17 protein-coding genes are annotated in these 19032 nt (G+C 68.7%); 10 read left to right on the top strand and 7 right to left on the bottom strand.

The window, feature by feature from the left end:
* Positions 1–197 precede the first annotated feature (197 nt).
* From AC3WTD_RS12905 to AC3WTD_RS12915, 3 genes are all read left to right on the top strand, one after another.
* Entirely contained in the window at positions 198–2621 is a 2424-nt protein-coding gene (locus AC3WTD_RS12905; RefSeq protein WP_492614011.1) for a ribonucleoside-diphosphate reductase subunit alpha, read from the top strand.
* Between the two features lie 85 nt (positions 2622–2706).
* Positions 2707–3804, top strand: a complete 1098-nt coding sequence (locus tag AC3WTD_RS12910; RefSeq protein ID WP_492614012.1) for a ribonucleotide-diphosphate reductase subunit beta — start codon at positions 2707–2709, stop codon at positions 3802–3804.
* Between the two features lie 10 nt (positions 3805–3814).
* On the top strand, positions 3815–4060 hold the full coding sequence (locus AC3WTD_RS12915; RefSeq protein ID WP_037089635.1) for a glutaredoxin family protein: 246 nt from the start codon (positions 3815–3817) through the stop codon (positions 4058–4060).
* A gap of 379 nt (positions 4061–4439) precedes the next feature.
* On the opposite strand, the gene AC3WTD_RS12920 is transcribed toward AC3WTD_RS12915, so the two are convergent.
* From AC3WTD_RS12920 to AC3WTD_RS12940, 5 genes are all read right to left on the bottom strand, one after another.
* Positions 4440–4601, bottom strand: coding sequence for a 30S ribosomal protein THX (locus AC3WTD_RS12920; RefSeq protein ID WP_081666607.1), 162 nt, complete (start codon positions 4599–4601; stop codon positions 4440–4442).
* Between the two features lie 68 nt (positions 4602–4669).
* A complete protein-coding gene (locus AC3WTD_RS12925; RefSeq protein WP_492614013.1) occupies positions 4670–5614 on the bottom strand; it encodes a cation diffusion facilitator family transporter in 945 nt (314 codons plus the stop codon).
* A gap of 58 nt (positions 5615–5672) precedes the next feature.
* On the bottom strand, positions 5673–6107 hold the full coding sequence (locus AC3WTD_RS12930; RefSeq protein WP_027492657.1) for a MerC domain-containing protein: 435 nt from the start codon (positions 6105–6107) through the stop codon (positions 5673–5675).
* Between the two features lie 97 nt (positions 6108–6204).
* Positions 6205–6693 (bottom strand): transcriptional repressor, encoded by a 489-nt coding sequence (locus AC3WTD_RS12935; protein ID WP_235642629.1) that lies wholly within the window; start codon positions 6691–6693, stop codon positions 6205–6207.
* Positions 6694–6698: 5 nt separating this feature from the next.
* Positions 6699–7004, bottom strand: a complete 306-nt coding sequence (locus AC3WTD_RS12940; protein ID WP_235642628.1) for a hypothetical protein — start codon at positions 7002–7004, stop codon at positions 6699–6701.
* A 100-nt stretch (positions 7005–7104) separates the two neighbouring features.
* Between AC3WTD_RS12940 and AC3WTD_RS12945 the strand changes: the two genes are divergently transcribed.
* The 5 genes from AC3WTD_RS12945 (at position 7105) to AC3WTD_RS12965 (ending at position 15159) form a co-directional block, all read left to right on the top strand.
* Positions 7105–7782 carry a response regulator transcription factor gene (locus AC3WTD_RS12945; RefSeq protein ID WP_027491540.1) on the top strand — a complete coding sequence of 226 codons (678 nt, stop codon included), beginning with the start codon at positions 7105–7107 and terminating at the stop codon, positions 7780–7782.
* The gene (locus AC3WTD_RS12950; RefSeq protein WP_027491539.1) at positions 7779–9173 is read left to right on the top strand and encodes a sensor histidine kinase; all 1395 of its coding nucleotides are present in this window, start codon (positions 7779–7781) and stop codon (positions 9171–9173) included. Before AC3WTD_RS12945 ends, AC3WTD_RS12950 begins: the two co-directional genes overlap by 4 nt.
* Before the next feature lie 145 nt (positions 9174–9318).
* A complete protein-coding gene (locus AC3WTD_RS12955) occupies positions 9319–10485 on the top strand; it encodes an efflux RND transporter periplasmic adaptor subunit (protein WP_492614014.1) in 1167 nt (388 codons plus the stop codon).
* A 22-nt stretch (positions 10486–10507) separates the two neighbouring features.
* Positions 10508–13702, top strand: coding sequence for an efflux RND transporter permease subunit (locus AC3WTD_RS12960; protein WP_492614015.1), 3195 nt, complete (start codon positions 10508–10510; stop codon positions 13700–13702).
* The gene (locus AC3WTD_RS12965; RefSeq protein ID WP_492614016.1) at positions 13699–15159 is read left to right on the top strand and encodes an efflux transporter outer membrane subunit; all 1461 of its coding nucleotides are present in this window, start codon (positions 13699–13701) and stop codon (positions 15157–15159) included. Before AC3WTD_RS12960 ends, AC3WTD_RS12965 begins: the two co-directional genes overlap by 4 nt.
* Before the next feature lie 12 nt (positions 15160–15171).
* Here AC3WTD_RS12965 and gltX read toward each other — a convergent pair whose 3' ends face one another.
* Positions 15172–16572, bottom strand: a complete 1401-nt coding sequence (gltX, locus tag AC3WTD_RS12970) for a glutamate--tRNA ligase (protein WP_492614017.1) — start codon at positions 16570–16572, stop codon at positions 15172–15174.
* 82 nt (positions 16573–16654) lie between these two features.
* On the bottom strand, positions 16655–17092 hold the full coding sequence (locus AC3WTD_RS12975; RefSeq protein WP_492614018.1) for a DUF4399 domain-containing protein: 438 nt from the start codon (positions 17090–17092) through the stop codon (positions 16655–16657).
* Between the two features lie 112 nt (positions 17093–17204).
* Here AC3WTD_RS12975 and AC3WTD_RS12980 point away from each other — a divergent pair, with 112 nt between their 5' ends.
* Together AC3WTD_RS12980 and AC3WTD_RS12985 are read left to right on the top strand one after the other, a co-directional pair.
* Positions 17205–18365: a glycosyltransferase family 4 protein gene (locus AC3WTD_RS12980; RefSeq protein ID WP_037089456.1), complete on the top strand. Its 1161-nt coding sequence runs from the start codon at positions 17205–17207 to the stop codon at positions 18363–18365.
* A complete protein-coding gene (locus AC3WTD_RS12985; protein WP_492614019.1) occupies positions 18334–18897 on the top strand; it encodes a phosphatase PAP2 family protein in 564 nt (187 codons plus the stop codon). Before AC3WTD_RS12980 ends, AC3WTD_RS12985 begins: the two co-directional genes overlap by 32 nt.
* The last annotated feature ends 135 nt before the right edge of the window (positions 18898–19032 follow it).

The following is a 19032-nucleotide window of genomic DNA, read 5'->3' on the forward strand; positions in this document are numbered from 1 at the left end:
GCCCCCCCCACCCCCCCCCCCCCCCCCCCCCCCCCCCCCCCCCCCCCCCCCCCCCCCCCCACCACGCTGACACGTCACGCCGCAGCCAGGCCCGTCCCCCCGGCTGACGGCGCTCCACCGCATCCCTTCATCATCACTGGCCCGCCACCTCGGTGCGCCGGTCATGCCTGCCTGTGCTTCAAAGGAGGACACCCCTCATGCTGGAAACCATCATCAAGCGCGACGGCCGCGTCGAGCCGTTCACTCCGTCCAAGCTCAACCAGTGGGGCGAATGGGCCGCGCAAACCCTGGGCGACGCGGTGGACTGGCCTTCGGTTGTGCTGGAAGCGGTGGCCGGTTTGTCCGGCACGTCCAGCACGCGCGAGCTGCAGCAACAACTCATCAAGACCTGCCTGCACTTCGACACCTGGTCGTACAACCGCATGGCCGGGCGGCTCTACGCCACCTTGATCCGCAAGAATCTGTACGGCCGCGATCGCCCCAGCGTGCAGGCGCTGCACCGCAAGCTGCAGCAGCTCGGCTACATGGAAGTACTGGATTACTCCGCGGCGGAATACGCGCAGGTGGAGGCGATCATCGACCACGAGCGCGACTTCGCCTATGCGCATTACCAGTTGCACACCCACCTCACCAAGTACGCCATCGCCGACCGCGTCAACGGCGTCCACCACGAGACGCCGCAGTTCATCTACATGCGCATGGCGATGGCGCTGGCGGCGGATCAGCCGCGCGCGCGCCGCATGCACGACGTGGAACGCCTCTACGAACACCTGTCGCTGAACCGCATCAACGCGCCCACGCCCAACCATGTGAACCTGGGCACGCCGCTGCGTGGTTACGCGAGCTGCTGCCTGTACACCACCGGCGACAACGCGCGCTCCATCGCGGTGGGCAACCACATCGCCAACACCATGACCTACATGTCCGCCGGCATCGGCGCGCACATGCAGACGCGCTCGCTGAACGACCCGGTGCGCGGCGGCGTGATCCGCCACCAGGGCAAGCTGCCGTATTACCGCGCCCTGGTGGCCGAGGTGAAATCCAACCTGCAGAACGGCCGCGGCGGCGCCTGCACCAGCTACTTCTCGATCTTCGACCCGGAAGTGGATGCTCTGCTGCGGCTGAAGAACCCGATGTCCACCGCCGACCGGAAGATCCGCGGCATGGACTACTCCTGGGGCGGCAACCGCTTCTTCGCGCGCAAGGTGGCCTTGAACGAGGATGTGTTCCTGTTCAACTGCTACACCGCGCCCGACCTGCAGGAGGCGCTGTACAGCGGCGATGAGACGCGCTTCGAGGCGCTGTACCGGAAGTACGAGGCGGACACGGGCTTCAGCAAGACCTTTGTCAGCGCGCGCGAACTGCTCATCACCGCCAGCAACGAATGGAACGAGACCGGGCGCATCTACGAGCACAACATCGCCGAGATGAACCGGCATACGCCGTTCAAGGACACCATCTACAGCTCCAACCTGTGCTCGGAAATCGCCCTGCCCACGGCACCGTACAACCACATCCTCGAACTGTATGCGCAGCACGACATCTCCTTCGTCACCTTCGAGACGGAGGCCGGCGACACGCGCCGCATCGAGGGCGGCGAGCGCATCGCCACCGCACGCGGCGAACTGTGGCCCGAGGATCTCGCCGTGGGCGACGTGGTCGATGGCGCCCGCGTCGAGCGCATCGCCCAGCGCTCCTCGCCCGAGGTGGCCACCTGCAACCTCGCCGGCATCTGCGTGGACAACATCGATTCGGAAGAGCAATACGCCGAAGTAGCCTATTACGCGCTGCTCATGATCGACAAATGCATCCACCTCGCGCACTACGAGCTGCCGCAGGTGGGCGTGACCTCGCGCCGGCGCCTGAATGCCGGCGTGGGCATCCTCGGCCTGGCCCACCTGATGGCGAAAAACCGCCAGCGCTACACGACGCCCGAAGGCAAGGCCTTCATCCACACCGTGGCCGAGCGGCACTACTACCACCTCCTGCGCGCCAGCCTGCGGCTGGGCCAGGAACTGGGCAACGCGCCGTGGATGCACAAGACGCGCTGGCCCGAAGGCTGGCTGCCGCTGGACACCTGCAACGGCAACATCGACAAGCTCGGCAACTTCCGCATGCACTACGACTGGGAGGCGTTGCGCGCCGAGATCAAGGCCAATGGCGGCATCCGCAATTCGGTACTGGTGGCGCATATGCCCACCGAAACCAGCGCCAACGCCTCGGGCACCACCAACGGGCTCTATCCCGTGCGCGAGCTCACCCTCATCAAGACCGACAACCACCGGGTGAACTACTGGGCCGCGCCCGAGGGCGACAGCATCGGCGAGTGGTACCAGTCGGCCTGGGACGTTCCCGCACGCGACCTCACCGAGATGTACGCCATCGTGCAGAAGTGGACCGACCAGGGCATCTCGGCCGACTTCTATCGCCGCGTAATCGGCGACGACTGCATCGAATCCACCGAGATGATCGATAACTACCTCTACCGCGTGAAGCTGGGGCTGAAGTCCAAGTACTACATGAACCAGAAGACCTCCAACGGCATGCAGGAGATCGCGGCAACCACCGCGACCAGCGCCGTCGACGAGAAGGACAGCGATTGTGAGGCATGCACTTTGTGAAGCAGTGGCGGCCTCGCCCCGTCCGTGCGGACGAAGCCGCTCCCGCAACAACAGCCACCACCGCACACACCGCCACGAGAACGCCATGACCGACAACATTTTCAACTACGCCAAGACCGACTACGCCAAGCCCTCGCTGTTCCTGGGCCAGAAGCCTGGCTTGTTCGACACCATCAACCGCCACTACCCCGACATCTGGCGCCTGTACAAGGCACAGAAATCGCTGGACTGGGACGAAAACGAGTTCGACTACTCCTCCTGCAACGCCGACTTCAAATCCTGCTCGCGCGCCACCTGGGAAATGATGATCAAGACCCTGGCCTGGCAATGGGAAGCCGACAGCGTGGCCTCGCGCGCCATCGCCCCGGTGCTGGCGCCCTTCATCACCTCCAGCGAGCTGTGGGCCTGCTGGCAGCGCATCTCCGACAACGAGGTGATCCACGCCGCCACCTATTCGGAGATCGTGCGCAACTCCTTCGACGACCCGGGCGCCATCATCGAGGAGATCCTGCGCGTGGAGCAGGCGCACGCGCGGCTGGAGCGCGTGGTCAAGGCCTTCGCCGACGGCTACCGCGCCTCGCACCGATACGCGCTGGGGCAGCTGCCCGACGACCAGGCCACCTACAACACCGTGTTCATGACGGTGGTGGCGCTGTTCTGCATGGAGCGCATCCAGTTCATGGCGAGCTTCGCCGTCACCTTCGCCATCTGCGACACCGGCCTGTTCCAGCCCATCGGCAAGGCGATCCAGAAAATCGCCCAGGACGAGCTGGAAATCCACGCCGAGCTGGATCGTGCCGTGCTGGCCAACGAGCTCACTACCGAACGCGGCCAGACCGCCTTCCGCACATGCCGCGGTGAGATCGAGGCGCTGCTCGAGGAAGTGGTGGACAGCGAGCTCACCTGGATCGCCTACCTGTTCGACGAGGGCCGTGAGCTGGTCGGCATGAACCCCGAACGCCTGTCGGCATGGACGCTGTACTGCGCCAAGGACGTCTACCAGACGCTGGGCCTGACCACCACGAAACACGCCCTGCCCGGCGCCAACCCGCTCAAGTACATGGAGAAGTGGCTGAACATCTCCAAGACCCAGGCCTCGCCGCAGGAACAGGACATCGCCGCCTACAAGGTAGGCGTGATGCGCCGCACCGACAAGAACCTGATCTTCGACGCCGACTTCTGAAGGAGCCTCCATGCAAGTCATCATCTACGGTCGCGACCACTGCGCGAGCTGCGACAAGACCAAGCTGCTGTGCCAGATGAAATCCATCACCTTCCAGTACCACAACGTGGGCAGCGACATCAGCGTGGACGAGTTGCGCAGCAAGGTGGGCCAGCGCACCACCAGCCTGCCGCAGATCTTCCTGGCCGAAGGCGACACGATCCGCTACGTGGGCGGCTACGACGACTTGCGCAGCGCCCTGCAACGCATGCATTGAGAGACCGTGAATTCTTCAACCTCTCAGCCCGGCCACGACGAGGGCATGGCGAGGGCATGGATGCCCGAGTTGAGGCAATGCAGGAGCAATTGCCCGATGCCCGAGTTGAGGCAACGCAGGGAGCAACTGCCCGATGCCCGGTCGGGAGTCAGTCACGAAATGACTGGGTCGCGCAAACGCGTGCGAAAAAGCTCGCCAGGAGCAAACCTGTACAGCCGCAGCTGACCCGTACGGCGGGCAGCAAGGATGCCGCACGCACGTGCGCCGGGCACGCCGATGAAACATTCCGCACGACGCGGAGTTTTTCGCCGGTGCTGGCCGCAGGCCAACAAAAACCCCGCCGAGGCGGGGTTCTGGTTGGCCGCAACCGGCGAAGGAATCAGGCCGATTTCTTCTTCGGCGCGGCTTTCTTGGCGGCGGCCGGCTTGGTCACGGTCGGCTTGGCGCCCACCACGGCCGGCGCCACGGCGTGCGCGCGGGTGTTGCCATAGCTGCCACGGTACGTCTTGCCGCGACGGGTCTTGCGATCGCCCTTGCCCATGGGGAACTCCTTGATTTATTGGATGAACGGCCGCTCATCATAGCAGCGTTCGGCGCCGCACGGGATAGTCAGCGACAGCCGTGGCCGGCACAGTCGTCGCTCGCATCGAGACAACTCCCGGGATCGATCTGCACGGTCACGTGCTGGATCCCGAAACGCTCCAGCAGCATGCGCTTGATGGCCTGCAGGGCCCGCGCGCCATCGGCGCGATCATGCAGCTCGGCATGCACGGTGGCCATGCGCGAACCTGAGGCGAGCTGCCACACGTGCAGGTGGTGGATGTCGCAGATGCCGGGGTCGGCGGTGCGCAGCGACGCTTCCACCAGCGCGCTGTCCATGCCGTCGGGCACGCCCTCCAGCAGGATGTGCGCCGACATCCGCAGCAAGCGCCACGCGCTGCCCAGGATCAGCAGCGAGATCAGCAGCGACAGCAGCGGGTCGGCCCACAGCCAGCCGAACCAGCGGATCGCCAGCGCCGCCAGCACCGCCGCCAGCGAACCGAGCAGGTCACCCAGCACATGCAGGCTGGCGCCGGCCAGGTTGACGTCGTCGTGCGCATGTCCGTGCAGGGTACGCAACACCAGCGCATTCACCAGCAGCCCCGCGACCGCCACGGCCAGCATGATTCCAGACAGGATCTCCCCGGGATGCAGCAGCCGCGCGACGGCCTCGTAGACGATCCAGCCGACCAGCGCGAACTGGCCCAGCGCATTGACGAACCCAGCCAGCACCTCCATCCGGCCATAGCCGTAACTGCGCCGTGCGTCGGCCGGCCTGCTCGCCATCCGCGCGCCAACGACCGCCAGCAGCAGGGCCAGCGCATCGACCACCATGTGCCCGGCGTCGGCCAGCAAGGCCAGCGAACCAGACCACACGCCACCGGCCGCCTCGACTGCCATCATCACGACGGTCAGCACGAACGCGAACAGCAGCTTGCGACTGCGTCCGTCGGACGCGACCGCCGAATCGTGCGCGTGTTCGTGGTCGTGCGGGTGGGCGTGGGCGGTGTTCATGCACACATGCTAGGAACAGCCACTGCCGTTACACAATCACCGCCGGATTCGCTACGACTCAGTGCGCGCACTGCGGGCCGTGCACGTGCGCACCGTTGCTGCGGCTGTCCAGCCGCAGATTGACGAAATGCGCAGCGGCCAGCAGCAGGCCGCCAAAGGTCACCAGCACGCTGTGCAGGACCGGCGTGGAGCCGTCGATATAGATGATGCCGAGCAGCAGCAGGGCCAGCCCCGGCGCCGCCAGCCGCAATGGCAGGGTGCGCTGGTGCCGGCGGTAACCGCGGACCAGGACGAACGAGGCCAGCACGCAGGCAAACAGCACGAACACGCGCTCGAAGCGATGGTCGGCCAGGAATTCCAGGCCCAGCAGCGGCAGCAGCGCAATCACGAAGGGCAGCAGCGCGCAGTGGATCGCGCACAGGAAAGATGCCGTCGCACCGACGCGATCGGCGGCATGCCACCAGCGGATTTTGTTCGCCTGCTCGGAGTCCATCGTCGTGCCCGGCACCGCCAGAGGTGGCGGCTCAAGTGTTCAGCCGGGTGGATGTTACATTATAACGTTGCAAAACGCCATGCCGACCGTCGCAGGTTCATCCCTTGCGACAATGCCGGCAGGTGCCATGGACTTCCAGCGTCTGCGCCTGCGGACGGAAACCGAACGCCTTCGCCTGCGCCTCGATCAGCTCGGCGACCCGCTCGTCGCAGACCTCCTGGGCGCTGGCGCAGGTATCGCAGATCAGGAACGGCACCTGGTGCGCCTCAGCCGGGTGGTGGCAGGAGACGAACGCGTTGATGGATTCCAGCTTGTGGATGAAGCCGTTCTCGAGCAGGAAATCTAGCGCGCGGTAGACCGTGGGCGGCGCCGCGTTGCCGTGCTTCTCGCGCAGCTGGTCGAGCAAGTCGTAGGCCTTGACCGGCTTGTCTGCGGCGGCAACCAGTTCCAGCACCTCGCGCCGCAGCGCGGTCAGGCGCAGGCCGCGCTTCTCGCTGGCGAGTTCCACCGCCGCCACGAAACCCCTGGGATCATCATGGTGGTGATGGTGGTGCGGGTGCGGCCTGGTGGAGATGGCAGTCGTCAATGTGGTCACCTCGGCGGCAATTGTACACCCCGGCCACGCCTTCGCCCCGGCAGCGGCGGCGGTTGGCGACGACGCGGTCGGGCCAGCACCACGAACCAGCCCAGCGGTCCCAGCAGGGTGGCCCACACGACGCCATCGACCAGCCGACCCCGCCACCAGCCGAGCAGCGCGCCGACCAGGACGAACAGCAGACTCCACCAGAACAGCGCCGCCCACGGCACCAGCCGCATCAGGTTGAAGAAGATCCGCCAGAAGGCATCCGGTGCGGCGGGATCGACTCCCACGGTCGCGCTGTCCAGCCATTCGTTCATGCGATCCCGCAGCTGCCGTTAGGATAGGCACGATGCTGTCCGCAGACGGCGCCTGTGCGCAAGCGGGCGCCACCGCCGAGCCCACGAGGAACCCACGCTCATGCGCTGCCTGCTGATCGAGGACGACCTGGCGACCGCCGAGCTGGTCCGCCATGGGCTGGAGCGGGCCGGCCACGTAGTGCAGGCATGCCACGAAGGCGATACCGGACTGCGCCTGGCGCTCGATGGCAGCTGGGATGTGCTGGTACTGGACCGCATGCTGCCCGGCGGCGTGGACGGCCTGGGCGTGCTTGCCGCCTTGCGCAGCCACGGCATCGCCACGCCGGTGATCGTGCTGAGCGCGCTGTCCAGCCTGGATGAGCGCGTGCGCGGCCTGCGCAGCGGCGGCGACGATTACCTGGGCAAGCCGTTCGCATTCGACGAGCTGCTGGCGCGGATCGAGGCGCTGGCGCGGCGCGCAGTGCAGCGCAGCGAACCGGACGTGATCGAGATCGGCGACCTGCGCGTGGATACCCGCAACCGGCGCGTGCATCGCGGCACCCAGGCGATCACGCTGCAGCCGCGCGAATACCAGCTGCTCGAATACCTGGCCCGCCACCAGGGCATGGTGGTCACCCGCCGGATGCTGCTCACCGCGGTGTGGGGTTACCACTTCGATCCGGAGACCAACGTCATCGACGTGCAGATAAGCCGGCTGCGCAACAAGCTGGACCGCGACTTTCCGACACCGCTGATCCACACCGCCCGTGGGGTCGGCTATACCCTGCGCGCCGAATGAGCATCATGCGCAGCGGCCTGCGCCATTCCGTCGTGCTGCGCATGGCGCTGGGCTACGGCCTGCTGCTGCTGGTCTCGGTTGCGGTGGTTTCGGCGATCTTCTACATCGGCACCGCCGGGCTGCTCGCACGCAACATCGACAAGCAGCTCGAACTGGGCGCGCGCCGACTGGTGCAGTTGCACGACCGCCAGGGACTGTCCGCGCTGCGCCAGGAGATCTTCGGCCTGCTCACCGACGACCAGGACGTCAACACCGAGATCTATCAGCTCGACGCGCCCGACGGCAGCGTGCTGATCGGCAACCTCGACCGCTGGCATGCCACCGGCACCGCCACCGAGGCGCTGCTGGAGCAACCGGTGCGGCGGCGCGGCCAGGACACGTTGGGGCGCCTGCTCGTGCATCGTTTCCCGGACGGCGCGGTACTGGTGGTGGGGCGCGACCTGCAGGATCAGCGCGACCTCGAACGCATGGTGCTGGCCGCGCTGGCCATGGGCGGCCTGATCGCCTTCGCGCTGGCGGCGGGCGGCGCGCTGCTGGTGCGACTGCAGCTGCAGCGCCAGCTCAAGGCGATCCACCGCACCACCGCGGAGGTTGCCGCAGGGCGGCTGGACCGGCGCATCACGGTCGGCCGTTCGCGTGACGAGTTCGCGATGGTGGCACGCGACGTCAACCGCATGCTCGACCAGATCGAGCAGCTGATGAACAGCGCCCGCGACGTCTCCAATGCGATCGCGCACGACCTGCGCACGCCGCTGGGCCGCATCCGCGCCGTGCTGGAGGACGCGCTGCATCCGCAGCAGCCGCCGCAGGCGCTGCGCGAAGCTGCGACCAGCGCGATCGACGAGATCGACGCGGTCACCCGTCTGGTGGACAAGCTGCTGCAGATCGCCGAGGCCGAGGCCGGCGTGCGCCGCCAGAACTTCGAGCCGGTCGCCTTGCGCGAGCTGGTCGGCGACATCGTCGAGCTGTACCAGCCGGCAGCCGAAAGCGAGGGCATGACGCTTGCGCTGACGGTCGAGGACGAACCGCAGGTGGAGGCCGACCGTGACCTGCTGGCGGGCATGCTGGCCAACCTGCTCGACAACGCGCTCAAGTACGCCGGCCACGGCGCCGCGGTGCGGGTCGTGGTCCGCGCCGCGGCGGAAGACGTGCGCATCGAGGTGGCCGACGACGGGCCCGGCATCCCGCCCGGGTTGCTGGGTCGGGCGACCGAGCCGTTCTTCCGCGCCGATGCCAGCCGCTACCAGCGCGGCAACGGCCTGGGCCTGTCCATCGCGGCGGCCGTGGTCGCCCTGCATCGCGGGCAGCTTCGGCTGGAGGACGCGGCCCCCGGCCTGCGCGTGGTCATCCGGTTGCCGCGCGGGAACGACGGCAACCTTTCCGGACGGTAACTGTTTCCGCCCGGATCGCGCGATTAACTTAGCGCCGCCTGGCACGCGGCCGCCCCCGGCGATCCACACCGAGGCGGGCGGCCTCACCCCGCACGCCGCCCTTTGCCGCGCGACCTGCGCATGCCCTGCCCCCAAGGAATGCGTGATGTATGACCTCATCCGAACGATGCGCCCGGCGCTGCAACCGTGCCTGCTCGCGGCGCTGCTGGCCGTGCTTGCCGCCTGTGGCCGCCGCGCCGATCCGCCTGCGGCCACGGCCCGGCCCGGCGACAGCGTCACGCTGACCGAGCGCCAGGCGCAGCAGGTGGCGGTGCTGCCGTCGCAATGGCGCGCATTCGACCGTCGCCTCGATGCCGTCGGCTACATCGACTTCGACCAGGACCGCCTGGCCCAGGTGTCTTCGCCTTACCAGGGCCGCGTGCGGCAGGTGCTGGTGCAGGTCGGCGACCGCGTGGCCAGGGGGCAGCTGCTGTTCACCGTCGACAGCGCCGACCTTGTGCAAGCGGAGTCGAACCTGGTGGCCGCCGCCGGCGTGCGTGCCCTGGCCAGCCACACCCTCGAACGCGCGCGCCAACTGCTCGACATCCAGGCGAACGCCCGCAAGGACCTGGAGCAGGCCATCGCGGACCAGCAGACCGCCGAGGCCAGCTACCGCGCGGCGCGCACAGCGCTGCGCCTGCTCGGCCAGACCGACGCGCAGATCGACCGCATCGCCACTCGCCGCGCCATCGACGGCGAACTGCGCGTGACCAGCCCGATCGCCGGGCGGGTGGCGGCGCGCGCGGTGGCGCCGGGCGACTGGCTGCAACAGGGCGGCGCCGCACCCATCAGCGTGGCGGCCGACGATGCGCTGTGGATGGTGGCCGGCGTGCCGGAGGACGAAATCACCGAGATCCACCCCGGTGATCCGGTCAGCGTGCGGGTGGAAGCCCTGCCGGGACTGGTGCTGCAGGGCCGGGTCGACCTGGTCGGCAGCAGCGTCGATCCGATCACCCACCGGGTGCAGGTGCGCACGGTGCTGCACGGCGCCGACGCACGGCTGCGCCCGCAGATGCTGGCCAGCATGGAGGTGCGCACTGCGCCGCCGGCGCGCGTGGTGACCGTGCCCGCCGAGGCCGTGGTGCGCGAGGGCGACGGCACCATGACGGTATACGTCACCACCGACGGCCGCCGCTTCACGCGGCGCCCGGTGGCACTGGGCCGGCAGCAGGACGGCCAGGACGAGATCGGCAGCGGCCTCGCCGCCGGCGAGCGCGTGGCCGGCAGCGGCGCGCTGTTCCTGAGCAACGCGCTGGCGCTGCAGTCGCAGTAGCCCACCCGCAAGGAAACGCATCGTGCTCAGAGGCATCGTCGCATTCGCGCTCAACCGCCGCTCCATCGTGCTGATGGCGCTACTGGCGTTCCTGATCGCCGGCCTGGTGGCGTATTCCAAGCTCAACATCGAGGCCTATCCGAACCCGGCTCCGGTGATCCTGGAAATCACCGCACAGGCACCCGGCCTGTCGGCGGAGGAAATGGAGCGTTCCTATACCCGCCCGATGGAACTCGGCCTGGCGACCACGCCGGGGGTGGACACGATCCGCTCGACCTCGTTCTACGGCCTGTCCTTCGTGCGCGTCACCTTCAGGTACGGCGTCGACTACTACCGGGCGTACACCCAGGCCGCGCTCAACCTGCAGCAGAACGTGAGCCTGCCCAACGGCGTGCAGCCGCAGATCCAGGCCTCCAGCCTGGTCGGCGAGATCTACCGCTACCAGCTGGTCGGCCCGCCACACTTCGGGCTGACCCAGTTGCGCACGCTGCAGGACTGGGTGGTCAGCCACCGCCTGCTGTCGGTGCCCGGCGTAGCCCAGGTGGTCACCTGGGGCGGCACCACCAAGGCCTACGACGTGGACGCCGACCTGCACCGACTGCAGGGCTACGGCATCACCCTGCCCCAGTTGATCGCGGCGATCGGCAACGCCAACACCAACGTCGGCGGGCGCACGATCGGCATCGGCCAGCAGTCGGTGAACATTCGCGGCATCGGCCTGATCCGCGACACCAGCGACATCGGCGACATCGTGCTGGCGCAGTCGCACGGCACGCCGGTGCTGGTGAAGGACGTCGCCCGCGTCTCGATCGGCCACGTGCCGCGCCTGGGCCAGGCCGGCCGCGACGACCAGGACGACGTGGTGACCGGCATCGTGGTGATGAACCGCACCGAGCAGACCAGCGACGTCGTGGCGCGCGTCAAGGCCGAAGTCGCCAGGCTCAACAGCGATGGCACCCTGCCCGCCGGCGTGCGCCTGGCGCCGATCTACGACCGCTCCACGCTGGTCGCGGTCACCACCCACACGGTGTTGCACAACCTGCTGTTCGGCTGCCTGCTGGTGTTCCTGATCCAGTGGCTCTTCCTCGGCGACCTGCGCAGCGCGCTGATCGTCAGCGCCAACATTCCGGTAGCGCTGTTCTTCAGCATCATCCTGATGGTGGCGCTGGGCGAGTCGGCCAACCTGCTCTCGGTGGGCGCGGTGGACTTCGGCATCATCGTCGACTCGGCGGTGATCCTGATCGAGAACATCTTCCGCAACTTCCAGAAGGGCGCCGACGAGCGGCAGGAACTGCTGCACGAGCATGCGCAGAACGAGTTCGCCATGTACGCCCGCGGCGGCACCGCGCACAACTGGAAGGAACGGCTGCGCCTGCTGTTCATCAGCGCGATCCAGGTCGACCGCGCGGTGCTGTTCTCCACCGCGATCACGGTGGCCGCCTTCATCCCGCTGTTCACCATGCAGGGCGTGGAAGGCCAGATCTTCAACCCGATGGCGCGCACCTATGCCTATGCGCTGTCCGGCGCGCTGATCGCCACCTTCACGGTGACGCCGGTGCTGGCCTCGCTGCTGCTGCCGCGCCACGTCGCGGAAACGGAGACCTGGTTCGTCCGCGCGATCCGCCGGCTCTATTCGCCGATCCTCGAGCAGGCGCTGCGCCGGCGCCGGCTGACTGCACTGATCGGCACGGGCTTCCTGCTGGTCGCCGCGCTGCTGGCCACCCGTATCGGCACCGAGTTCATGCCGACGCTGGAGGAAGGCAACCTGTGGATCCGCGCCACCATGCCCACCACCATCACGCTGGAGGCCGGCGAGGCCCAGGTGGGCCGCATGCGCCGCCTGATCAAGGCGCACCCGGAGGTGGTCACCGTGGTCTCCCAGCACGGTCGGCCGGACGACGGCAGCGACGCCTCGGGCTTCTACAACGTGGAGTTGTTCGTGCCGCTGAAGCCGCAGGACGAATGGCCCGCGGGCGATACCAAGGAGAAGCTGGTGGACTCGCTGCAGCGCGAATTCGGGCAGGCCTTCCCGGGGGTGCAGGTCAACTTCTCGCAATACATCCAGGACAACATCGAGGAAGGCCTGTCCGGCGTGAAGGGCGCCAACTCGGTGAAGATCGTCGGCCCGGAACTGCCGGTGCTGGAAAAACTGGCCGACCAGGTGATGGAGCAGATGCGCCGCGTGCGTGGCGTGGAAGACCTCGGCGTGTTCCACGTGCTCGGCCAGCCCAACCTCGACATCACCGTCGATCGCGCCAGGGCCGCACGCTACGGCCTCAACACCGGCGACATCGACAGCGTGATCCAGGCGGCGGTCGGCGGCACCCAGGCCACTACGGTGATAGAGGGCGACCGCCAGTTCCCGCTCACCGTGCGGCTGGCCGCGCCGTACAGATCCGATCCGCGCGCGATCGGCGACATCCCGGTGGGCTACACCGCCTCGAACGGCGTCACCGCCTACGTGCCGCTGCGCGAGGTGGCCAACATCTCGCTCGATACCGGCGCCTCCTACATCTACCACGAGCGCAACGAGCGCTTCATCCCGGTGAAGTTCAGCGTGCGCGACCGTGACCTCGGCGGCACCGTGGCCGAGGCGCAGCGGCGCATCGCCGCGCACGTCGCGCTGCCGGCCGGCTACCACCTGGCCTGGGCGGGCGAGTTCGAGGACATGCAGCAGGCCAAGGTGCGCCTGGCGGTGGTGCTGCCGATCGCGCTCGGGCTGATCCTCGCCCTGCTCTACACGCTGTTCAACTCGCTGCGCGACAGCCTGCTCACGCTCGCCGCGATCCCCCTCTCGATCGCCGGCGGCCTGATCGCGCTGTACCTGTCGGGGCTCAACCTCAGCGTGTCGGCGGCAATCGGCTTCATCTCGCTGTTCGGCGTGTCGGTCATGAACGGGATCCTGGTCATCAGCCACTTCAACCACCTGTTGTTCGAGGGCAGCCCGCCGCTGGAGGCGATGCGCCTGGCCGCCGAGCAGCGCATGCGCCCGATGCTGATGACCGCGCTCTCGGCCTGCATCGGCCTGCTGCCCGCCGCGCTCTCCACTGGCATCGGCAGCCAGGTGCAGCGTCCGCTGGCCACGGTGGTGGTGGGCGGCATGCTGCTGGGACCGCTGATGCTGCTGGTGGTGGCGCCGGCACTGCAGGTGCTGGTGGTGGAGTGGTCGCAGCAGCGCAGTCGACGCCGCACCACCGCGACGGAGCCCTCGCCGTGAACGCGCGCGCCTACCGCTTCGCCGCCTGCCTTGCCACCGCTGTGCTGGTCGCCGGCTGCGCGGTCGGCCCCGACTACCGGCGCCCGGCGCTGCCGCCGGCGGACGCCTACCTGCGCGAGCCGCTGCCGGCGACGATAAGCGGCGCGGGCGACAGCCAGCGCCTGCTGCCGGGGACGCAGGCCAGCGCGGCATGGTGGCGGGCCTACGGCTCGCCGCAGCTCGACGCGCTGGTGGCGCGCGCGCTGACGCACAACCCGTCGCTCGACGGGGCACGGGCCGCACTGCGCGTGGCGCAGGAAAATCTCGCCGCGCAGCGGGCAGCGTTCCTGCCGAATGTGCAGCTCGGCTACTCGGCCAGCCGCCAGCAGAACGCCGTGGGCACCCTCTCGCCCGCGCTGACCTCCGGCCAGCCGATGTATACGCTGCACACGGCGCAGCTCACGGCGGGCTACGCGCCGGACGTGTTCGGGCTGAACCGGCGCACGACCGAGTCGCTGGCCGCGCAGGCGCAGGCGCAGCGCCTGCAGTTGGAAGCCGTGCGCCAGGCACTGGCCGCGAACGTGGTGGCGGCGGCGGTGCAGGAAGCCTCGCTGCGCGCGCAGATCGCGGCCACCGAGGGCATCGTCGCGGACGCCACCCGTGCGCTCGCGCTGGTGCGCCGGCAGGTCGAACTGGGCGGCGCCTCCGGCCTCGACGCGGCCGCGCAGGAAATCGCCCTGGCCCAGGCCCGCGCCGCCCTGCCCGTGCTGCAGAAGCAGGAGCAGCAGAACCGCGACCTGCTCGCGGTGCTGGCCGGGGAGCCGCCCGCGCAGGCGAACGAGCCGCCGTTCGCACTGGACCGCCTGCAGCTGCCGCGCGAGCTGCCGGTGGCGCTGCCGGCCACGCTGGTCGAGCGGCGCCCGGACGTGCGCGCCGCCGAGGCCGAGGTGCATGCCGCCAGCGCCCAGGTCGGTGTGGCCGTGGCCAGCCGCTTTCCGCAGTTCTCGCTGTCCGCGCAATACGGCGGCAGCGCCACCGCCTTCGACCGCATGTTCGCCTCGGGCAACACGTTCTGGAGCCTGACCGGCGGCGTGGCGCAGACCGTGCTCGACTTCGGCGCGCTGAAGCACCGCCAGCGCGCCGCCGAGGCCGCCCTGCAGCAGGCCGTGGCGCAGTATCGCGGCACCGTGCTGGCCGCGTTCCAGAATGTCGCCGACGCGCTCTACGCACTGGACGCCGACGCCCGCGCGGCCGAGGCCGCCGCCAGCGCCGAGTCTGCCGCGCGGCGCACGCTGGAACTCACCCGCCGGCAGCAGCAGGCCGGCCAGGTGGGCGGGCTGGCCGTGCTCGTGGCGGAGCAGGCCTGGCAGCAGACGCGGATCGCCGCGGTGCAGATGCAGGCGACGCGCCACGCCGACACCGCGGCGCTATACCTCGCCCTCGGCGGCGACTGGCAGGACGACGCGTCGAAGCGCTGAGCCGCGCGGTGCTCAGCCCTGCGCGAGGACCTTCGCGTGGTCGAGGCGGCGCAGCGCCTCGGCGCGGCCGGCCAGGTAGATGGTGTGCTCGATCGAGGGCGAGACCTGGGTGCCGGTCATCGCCACGCGCAGCGGCTGGGCGACCTTGCCCATGCCGAGCGCCAGCTGCGCGGCGACCTGTTCGATCACCTGGTGGATGGGCCCGGGTTGCCACTGGACCTCGGCGAGCAAGGCCTTCGCCGCATCGAGCACGGCCGGCGCGCTGTCGTTCCTCAGGTGCTTGGCCACCGCCTTGTCGTCCCACTCGACGATGGGGCCGTACCAGATCTTCGCGCGCTCGGCCATTTCCTTCAGCGTGTGCACGCGGTCGCGCAGCGCCACGATCACGTCGACCGGCGCCGGGCCGTGCGAAGCGTCGATGCCGGCACGCTGCAGGTGCCACTCGAACTCGGCGGCCAGCGACTGCGGCTCGTCGGTCTTCAGGTAGTGCTGGTTGAGCCAGGCGAGCTTCTCGGTGTCGAAGCGCGAGGCAGCCTTGTTGACGTTGGCGATGTCGAACAGCGCGATCATTTCCTCACGCGAGAAGATCTCCTGGTCGCCGTGCGACCAGCCGAGGCGCACCAGATAGTTCAGGATCGCGTGCGGCAGGAAGCCGTCGGCGCGGTACTCCATCACGCTGACCGAGTTGGTGCGCTTGGAGAGCTTCTTGCCTTCCTTGTCCAGGATCATCGGCAGGTGCGCGAATTCCGGCACTGGCGCACCGAGCGCCTGGTAGATGTTGATCTGCCGCGGCGTGTTGTTGACGTGGTCGTCGCCGCGGATCACCTCGGTGATGCCCATGTCGATGTCGTCGACCACCACCGCGAAGTTGTAGGTGGGCCAGCCGTCGGAGCGGAAGATCACCAGGTCGTCCAGCTCGCTGTTGGCGATCTCGATGCGGCCCTTCACCTTGTCCTCGAACACCACCGAACCCTCCGTCGGGTTACGGAAGCGGATCACGCGATTCGGATCCTCGCGGAAAGGTTCGTTGCGGTCGCGGTAATAGCCGTTGTAGCGCGGCTTTTCGCCCGCCTTCATGGCCGCCTCGCGCATCGCCTCGATCTCTTCCTTGCTCTCGTAGGCGTAGTAGGCGTTGCCGGCGGCGACCAGTTCGCCGGCGACCTGTTTGTAACGCGCCAGCCGCTGGGTCTGGTAGAACGGGCCTTCGTCGGCGTCGAGATCGAGCCAGTGCATGGCGTCGAGGATCGCCTGCACGGCCTCCTCAGTGGAGCGCTCGCGATCGGTGTCCTCGATGCGCAGGATGAACTGGCCGCCGCGGCGACGCGCCTCCAGCCAGCAATACAGCGCGGTGCGCGCCCCGCCGATGTGCAGGAAGCCGGTGGGGCTGGGGGCGAAGCGGGTGCGGACGGTCATCGGTATATCAGCGGAATGGGATTGAGCCGCCGATTTTAACCGATCTGCGACATGCGCCCGCGCATCTGCCGGCCAGATCCGCTCACTTCACGTGAATGGTGATCTTCCTCGACACCACGGTCGGCTCGAACGGCACGTGGTTCTGGTCGCCCAGCTCCAGTTGCAGCGTGTGCGTGCCCGGCTTCAGCTTCAACGTGGTCTCGGTCTGGCCGCCGCCGAAATGGATGTGCTGTTCGTCCTTCGGAATCGGCTGGCCGGCGGGCGGCAGCTCCTTCACGTCGACCAGCAGGTGGTGGTGGCCGGTGTGTTCCTTGGCCACGCCGGCCGGCGCCACGCCCATGCCCTTGAGGCCAAAGCGCACGGTGACGTCCTGGCCCACGGTGGCGCCGTTGGCGGGCGCGATGATGTACGCCTCGGCACCGGCAGGAGCCGGCGTGGCCGGCAGGCCGGCCGGGGCATCGGCGGCCAGCGCGGTGCCGGTCAACCCGGCCAGGGCCAGGGCAAACAGGATACGTTTCATCGTCGGTCTCCAGTGAGGGAAGAACGACCCAGTGTAAGCGCAGCGTCATGCCCTCGCCACGCCAGCGCAACGCCGCGGCGCGAAGCTGCGCCCAGCCAGCACGGGTATTCTCATGCGCATCGGCATCGTCAGCGAGACCTATCCACCGGAAATCAACGGCGTCGCGCTGACCGTGCACAGCCTCGCCGCCGGGCTCGCCGCCCGCGGCCACTGCATCGACCTGATCCGTCCGCGCCAGCCGCAGTCGCACGGCGACGAATCCGGCATCGACGTGCTCGAACTGCGCGGCGGCGCGCTGCCCCGCTATCCAGGTCTGCGCTTCGGCCTGCCAGCCGGGCGCACACTGCGGCGGCACTGGTCGCGGCAGCGCCCCGATGCAGTCTATGTGGCCACCGAAGGGCCGCTCGGCTGGTCGGCCGTGCGCGCCGCCAGGCAGCTGGGCATCCCGCTCAGCAGCGGTTTCCATACCCGCTTCGACAGCTACGCCAGCCATTACGGCGTGGGCCTGCTCACGCCGCTGGTGCGCGGCTACCTGCGTCGTTTCCACCAGCGCGCCGCCGCCACGCTGGTGCCGACCGATGCGCTCGCACAGGAACTGCACGCCATGGGCATCACCAATACGCGCCTGCTGCGCCGCGCCGTGGATACGCAGCTGTTCCATCCGAACCGCCGCGACATGGCCCTGCGCGCCGACTGGGGCGTGGACGCCGCCACGCCGGTGGTGCTGTACGTGGGGCGCATCGCGCCGGAGAAGAATCTCGAACTGGCGGCACGAACCTTTCGCGCGATCCAGCAGCAGGTGCCGCGGGCGCGCTACGTGTGGGTCGGCGACGGCCCGGCCCGCGACGCGCTGCAGGCCGCGCATCCGGATTTCATCTTCGCCGGCGTGCAACGCGGCGAGGCACTGGCCCGGCACTACGCCAGCGCAGACCTGTTCCCGTTCCCCAGCCTCAGCGAGACCTTCGGCAACGTGATCATCGAGGCCCTGGCCGCCGGCCTGCCGGTGGTGGCGTACGCCGAAGGCGCTGCGCGCGAGCACCTGGTCGACGGCGTCAACGGTTGCTGCATTGCTACGGGCGATGAGGCGGCCTTCATCGACGCCACGGTCAGGCTGGCCAGCAACCCGGCGCTGATCCGGCACATGGGCCGCGCGGCGCATGCCGGCGTGGCGGGGCTGTCGCCCGAAGCGGTGATCCGCGATTTCGAAAACCTGCTGCGCGAAATGGCCGAGGAGAACCTGCATGAACACGCCTCCGTCGCTGCCCAACTCTGAACTCCTGCCTGGACCCCGCTTCGCGCTGGATCGCCGCGTCTGCGTGATCGCCAACCACTGGGGCGCCCGTCGCGTGGTGGGTGCATGCTTCAGCATGGTCAGCCGGCTCGGCGACGGCATGTTCTGGTACGCGCTGATGGCGGCGCTGGCGGCGTTCGGCGGCCAGCGCGGGCTGATCGCGGCCACGCACATGGCGGTCACCGGACTCGCTGCGCTGCTGCTGTATCGCGTGCTGAAACGTTGGACGCGCCGCCCGCGTCCGTATCGCGCCTGCCCCGGCGTGATCGCGCACGTGCCGCCGCTGGACGAGTTCAGCTTCCCGTCCGGACATACCCTGCAGGCGGTGGGCTTCAGCATCGTGGCGCTGGCCTGGTATCCGGCGCTGGCACCGCTGCTGCTGAGCTTCACCGCGCTGGTCGCCGCCTCGCGGGTGATCCTCGGCCTGCACTACCCGAGCGATGTGCTCGCCGCCATCGTGATCGGCGGCATGCTCGGCGGCGCCTCGCTATGGCTGGCCGGCCTGCCCGGCTGAGAGGTTGTGATTTTTTCAACCTCCCAGGCCGGCCACGGCGAGGCCACGGCGAGGGCATGGCGAGGGCATGGCGAGGGCATGGATGCCCGAGTTGAGGCAACGCAGGAGCGGTTGCCCGATGGCCGGACATGAAAC

The sequence above is a fragment of the Rhodanobacter sp. FW106-PBR-R2A-1-15 genome (assembly GCF_058789735.1).